The sequence below is a fragment of the Geodermatophilus sp. CPCC 206100 genome (genome assembly GCF_048569675.1).
In the GTDB taxonomy this organism is placed as follows: Bacteria; Actinomycetota; Actinomycetes; order Mycobacteriales; family Geodermatophilaceae; genus Geodermatophilus.
This window is the reverse complement of record NZ_JAQISV010000077.1, coordinates 1-5,307: the sequence shown is the minus strand read 5'-3', so window position 1 is coordinate 5,307 and position 5,307 is coordinate 1. Positions and strand designations below refer to the sequence as shown.

Annotated in this window: 5 protein-coding genes and 1 pseudogene; all 6 read right to left on the bottom strand. The window is 76.3% G+C overall.

The features are described 5' to 3' along the window. Nucleotides 1-467, bottom strand: a pseudogene (locus tag PGN05_RS24125) (cell division protein); the annotation flags it as partial. A gap of 30 nt (nt 468-497) precedes the next feature. Next, nucleotides 498-1,238 carry a YggS family pyridoxal phosphate-dependent enzyme gene (locus PGN05_RS24120; protein WP_419755118.1) on the bottom strand — a complete coding sequence of 247 codons (741 nt, stop codon included), beginning with the start codon at nt 1,236-1,238 and terminating at the stop codon, nt 498-500. A gap of 47 nt (nt 1,239-1,285) precedes the next feature. Then, the gene (pgeF, locus tag PGN05_RS24115; protein WP_419755117.1) at nt 1,286-2,017 is read right to left on the bottom strand and encodes a peptidoglycan editing factor PgeF; all 732 of its coding nucleotides are present in this window, start codon (nt 2,015-2,017) and stop codon (nt 1,286-1,288) included. Between the two features lie 79 nt (nt 2,018-2,096). After that, a complete protein-coding gene (gene ftsZ / locus PGN05_RS24110) occupies nt 2,097-3,383 on the bottom strand; it encodes a cell division protein FtsZ (protein ID WP_419755116.1) in 1,287 nt (428 codons plus the stop codon). Between the two features lie 450 nt (nt 3,384-3,833). After that, complete coding sequence (locus PGN05_RS24105) at nt 3,834-4,418, bottom strand: peroxidase-related enzyme (protein WP_419755115.1); 585 nt, start codon at nt 4,416-4,418, stop codon at nt 3,834-3,836. Nucleotides 4,419-4,524: 106 nt separating this feature from the next. Further along, nucleotides 4,525-5,307: cell division protein FtsQ/DivIB (locus tag PGN05_RS24100; protein ID WP_419755114.1), on the bottom strand; the 783-nt coding region annotated here is incomplete at its 5' end.

Here is a 5,307-nt window from a genome sequence, read left to right as displayed (position 1 = left end):
GGCGCGGCGGCCACCGCCTCGCGGACGGCGAGCCCGGCGGCACTGGCGCCGCCGCCCAGGCCGGGCGAGGAGGCGCCGCCCAGGCCGGCGCCGGCCGACCCACCGAGGCGGGGGCTGCGGTCGGACACGGGGGTGAGCCCGGCGCCGCGGCCGGCGCCGGTGCGGCGGGGCAGCGCCACGGGCTCGGGGTCGGGTGCCGGCAGCTCGGGCTCCAGCTCGTCGGCGTAGCGGTCCTCGACGAAGGGGTCGACGTCGGCGTAGCGGTCCACCGCGTCGTAGCGGTCGTCGTAGCCGTCGTCCGCGGCGTACCGGCCGTACCGGCGGTCGTCGAGGTGCCGGTCGTCCAGACGCCGGTCGTCATGCCGGTCGTAGTCGGCCTGCCGGGCGTCGTACCGGCCGTAGGCGCGGGCGTCGTCGTCCTCGACGAGCCCGAGGTAGATGCCCATCTTGCGCATGGCTCCGGCCATCAGCCCTCCCCCTCTGGTGAAACCGCTCGATCACCCGGGCTGGTGGGACCCGTGTGACTGGTGTGACTCGTCCTCCCGGGAGGGTAGGGGCCGCTCCCCGAAGACCGCGGTTCCGACACGCACGAGCGTGCTGCCGGCGGCGATCGCCACCTCGAGGTCGGCGCTCATGCCGGCCGAGACGTCGCGGGCCTCCGGGTGGTCGGCGCGGACCCGCTCCGCGAGCGCGGCGAGCCGGGCGAACGCCGGGCCGGGCTCGGCGTCCCGGGGGGCGACCGCCATGAGGCCGCGCAGGCGCAGCCCCTCCTCGACGGCGACCGCGTCGGCCAGCTCCGGCACCGCGGCCGGCTCCGCGCCCCCGCGGGCGGCCAGCTCGCCCTCCGGACCGCCGAGGTCCACCTGGAGGAAGACGTCCACCGGGCGCCCGGTCTCGGCGCCGACCCGGCCCAGCGCCCGGGCGAGCGGGAGCCGGTCGACCGAGTGCACCACCGCGCCGAGCCGCGCGACGGCGGCGGCCTTGTTGCGCTGCAGCTGGCCGACGAAGTGCCAGCGCAGCGGCAGGTCGGCGAGCTCGGCGGCCTTCCCGGCGAGCTCCTGCGCCCGGTTCTCCCCGAAGTCGGCCTGCCCCAGGGCGGCCAGCTCCCGGACGGCCGCCGCGGGCCACGTCTTGCTCACCGCGAGCAGGCCGACGGAGGCGGGGTCGCGGCCGGCCGCCCGGGCGGCCGCCGCGATGCGGCTCCGCACGGCCTGCAGCCGCTCCGCCGGGGTGCTCACACCGGCGATCCTCTCGCGAAGGGAGGGCGGACGGGCGACCCCGGTCCTCACCCGAGCCAGACGACGCCGGCCTGCCGGCCGGTGACCCCGTCCCGTCGGTGGGAGAAGAGGAACCGGTCCTCGACGGTGCACCGCGGGTCGTGCACCACCTGGCCGACCCCGGCGTTCCGCAGCAGCTCGGCCAGCCCCGCGCGCAGGTCCAGCCCGGGCGTGCCCCGGCGGGTGCGCACGGCCGCCGCGGGCGCCACCCGGGCCACCTCCACCTGCATGGCGCGCGGGACCTCGTAGCAGGCGCCACAGACGGCCGGGCCGAGCAGCGCGGTGACGTCGGCGGCCCGGCTGCCCAGGCGGGCCATGGCCGCCAGGGTGGCGGGGACGACGCCCTGCCGGACGCCCTCGCGCCCGGCGTGCACCGCGGCCACCACCCCGGCCGTGGCATCGGCGAGCAGCACCGGGACGCAGTCGGCGACGAGGACGCAGAGCACCAGGCCCGGCGTCCGGGTGACGAGGGCGTCGGTGGCCGGCAGGGCCGCGTCCACCGGGCCGTCCACCACGGTCACGCCGGTGCCGTGCACCTGGTCCATCCAGACCAGCCGCGCGGGGTCGACGCGGAGCTCGCCGGCCAGCCGGTCGCGGTTGGCGGCGACGTCGGCGGGATCGTCCCCGACGTGCCCGCCCAGGTTGAACGACTCGTAGGGGGGACGGGACCGGCCGCCCCGCCGGTCGGTGACGACCCGTCGGGGTCGCACCGCCCGCGGAGCGGCCGGTTGAGAACTCACCAGCACGACGCTACCGGGCTCGGCCCCGCTGCAGGGACCCGCGCCGAGCTCGCGAGGTGCGGGGGGCAGCGGGGTCCTCTTACTGGCGGAGGAACTCGGGGATGTCGAGCTCCTCCTCGAAGTCCTCGCTGGACAGCGGCCGGCGCGCGGTCCCGGCGCCCGGGACCGGCGGGAGCGGCGGCACGGTGAGGCCGCCGCCGGCCGCGGCCGCCCGGGAGGGCAGCTGCGAGGTCGAGGGCACCGGCGCCGGCTGGGCCTGCGGGGCCGCGGGGGCGGACCCCATCAGCCGCTCGCCGGTGGGCGCCGACGTGGCCGCGGTGACCGGCTGCGGGTGCACGGGCATCCGCGAGGCGACCGGCGGGGCCACCGGCGCGGCGGTGGGCAGCGAGCTCACCCCGGTGTCCTTGCGGGCGCTGGGCCGACCGCTGTCGAAGCCGGCGGCGATGACCGTCACCCGCACCTCGTCACCGAGGGCGTCGTCGATGACGGCGCCGAAGATGATGTTGGCGTCGGCGTGGGCCGCGTCGGAGACCAGCGAGGCGGCCTCGTTGATCTCGAACAGGCCGAGGTCCGAGCCGCCCGAGATGGACAGCAGCACGCCGTGCGCGCCCTCCATGGACGCCTCGAGCAGCGGGCTGGCGATGGCCTGCTCGGCCGCCAGCAGGGCGCGGTTGTCCCCGCGCGCGCTGCCGATGCCCATGAGGGCCGAGCCCGCTCCGGACATGACCGACTTGACGTCGGCGAAGTCCAGGTTGATGAGGCCCGGCGTGGTGATCAGGTCGGTGATGCCCTGGACACCGGAGAGCAGCACCTGGTCGGCGGTGCGGAAGGCGTCCATGACGCTGACGTTCCGGTCGCCGAGCTGCAGGAGCCGGTCGTTGGGGATGACGATGAGCGTGTCGCACTCGTTGCGCAGCTCCTCGATCCCCGACTCGGCCTGCACGGCGCGCCGCTTGCCCTCGAAGGAGAACGGGCGGGTGACCACACCGATGGTGAGGGCACCGAGCTTGCGCGCGATCGAGGCGACGACGGGTGCGCCGCCGGTCCCGGTGCCGCCGCCCTCCCCCGCGGTCACGAAGACCATGTCGGCGCCCTTGAGCACCTCTTCGATCTCCTCGCGGTGGTCCTCGGCGGCCTGCCGGCCGACGTCGGGCTGCGCGCCGGCGCCCAGCCCCCTGGTCAGCTCGCGGCCGACGTCGAGCTTGACGTCCGCGTCGCTCATCAGCAGCGCCTGCGCGTCGGTGTTGATGGCGATGAACTCGACCCCCTTGAGGCCGACCTCGATCATCCGGTTCACCGCGTTCACGCCGCCGCCGCCGATGCCGACGACCTTGATCACCGCGAGGTAGTTGTGCGGAGGTGTCATGTGGGGCTCCCGACCTCGACCCTCATCCTCAAGTAAAGCCTTATAGTTATGTCAACCAGGTCGACGCGGCTGAAGTTAGGTGGGCTGCCACGGGCCCTACAAGCACCCTCCCGGGACCGGCGTGTCGGACCGGCGCGTGCGCACCGACCTCGGACGGCACGATGGTCACTTCTGCACCACTGACAGTGACGACCCGCGCCGGGAACGTCTCATGGACAGGTCGAGGGGGCGGACACGCCAGGAGCGCGGAACTCGTCGAAGTGATCCCGCGCGTCGGGCGTGTCGCACCGCCGCGCGTGTCGATCCCGGCAGGTCAGGACGCCGCTGCGCAGCCACGACGCCACCCTGCGCGACCCCGGCGCCCCCGCTCCCGCCGAGATCGCCGATGTCGCACGGCTCGGCGTGCGCATCCGTGCGAGACCGCCGATCTCGGCGAGGGGTTCGCGGACGTCAGTCCCGCGGCAGCCGGCCCAGGAGGAAGAACTCCTCGTTCGGCGGGATGGCGGCCCAGTGCGCGAGGCGGTTCGACAGCGCGAACAACGACACGATGGCGCCGACGTCCCACACGTCGTCCTCCGTCAGGCCGTGCCCGCGCAGCGTGCTGAGGTCGGCGGCGGTCACCTCGGCGGGCCGCAGCGCCAGCCGGACGGCGACGTCCAGGACGGCGTGCACCCGGTCGGACAGCGGGGCCTTGCGCCAGTCGACGGCCACCTGGTCGGCCAGGTACGGGTCGCGGGCGCGGATCCGGGCGATCGCCCCGTGGGCCACGACGCAGTACAGGCAGTCGTTGGCCGCGCTGGTGGCCACGACGACCAGCTCGCGGTCGGCCTTCGACAGGCCCGGGGTCTCCTTGTCCATGAGCGCGTCGTGCAGCGCGAAGAACGCCTCCGCCTCCGCGGGGCGCCAGGCCAGCGCGCCGAAGACGTTGGGCAGGAAGCCCGAGCGCTCCTCGACGTCGGCGTAGCGCTCCCGCAGCCGGGGGTCCAGCTGGTCGCGGGAGGGGACGGGGAACCGGCTGATCGGCGAGGACGTCACCGGCCCACCCTCCGCGTATCAGACGCGCGCAGCCACCCCCGGCTCGCCGGCCCCGTCCAGAGGCTCGCCGCGAGCCTGCGAGCGGTGAGGAGGACGGGGTCCTTCGTCAGCGCAGGACCACCGCCGCGGGTGCGCTCACGTCGATGGTGTCGGCCGGCTCGAGGCTGCCGGCGGCCAGCTGGCCGAGCAGGGCGACCAGCACCTGCGCCTTGTCGCCGGCGTCCTCGGCGCTCCCCCACAGCACCGTGGTGCCGTCGGCGAGGTCGAGCGTGACGTCCTCGGACGTGGTGGCCCGGGCGGCGGTGACGCCGGCGCGCACGTCCTCCGGCAGCGCGACGAGCGCGGCCAGCGCCGCGGAGGTGGCCCGGTCGTCGGGTCGAGGGGCGGCCACGTCCAGGGGGACGACGCCGACCGGCGGCGCACCGGTGACCGTGTCGAACAACACCCCCTCGGCGTCGAGGAGGGTGCGGCTGCCGGCCCGCTCGACGACGGCGACCGGCACCCGCTCGACCACGGTGATGACCACGCTGCGCGGCCAGCCGCGGGTGACCTCGACCGAGGCGACCTGTGGCAGCCGGGCCACGCGGTCCCGGGCGGCGTCGACGTCGACCCGCAGCAGCGGGGTGCCCTCGGCGACCCCGGCGACCTCGACCACCTCGGCGGCGGTCAGCGTGCCCGCGCCGTCGACGCGCACCGAGGAGACCGCCAGCACCGGGCTCCCCCACAGCAACCACGCCAGCAGGACGACGACCGCCACCGCCGTGCCGACGCGCACCAGCAGCCGGCGCCGCCGGTCCCGCGGGCTGTCCCGGCGGCGGCGCACGGCGGTCGCGCCCGTGCCGCGGCCGGCCTCGGGTGCGGGCCCGGGGCCGCGGGCGCGGTCGCGGGT

Excerpts from the sequence above, each read along its gene's own strand:
- ftsZ (WP_419755116.1), bottom strand. The coding sequence starts at position 3,383 with ATGACACCTCCGCACAACTACCTCGCGGTGATCAAGGTCGTCGGCATC.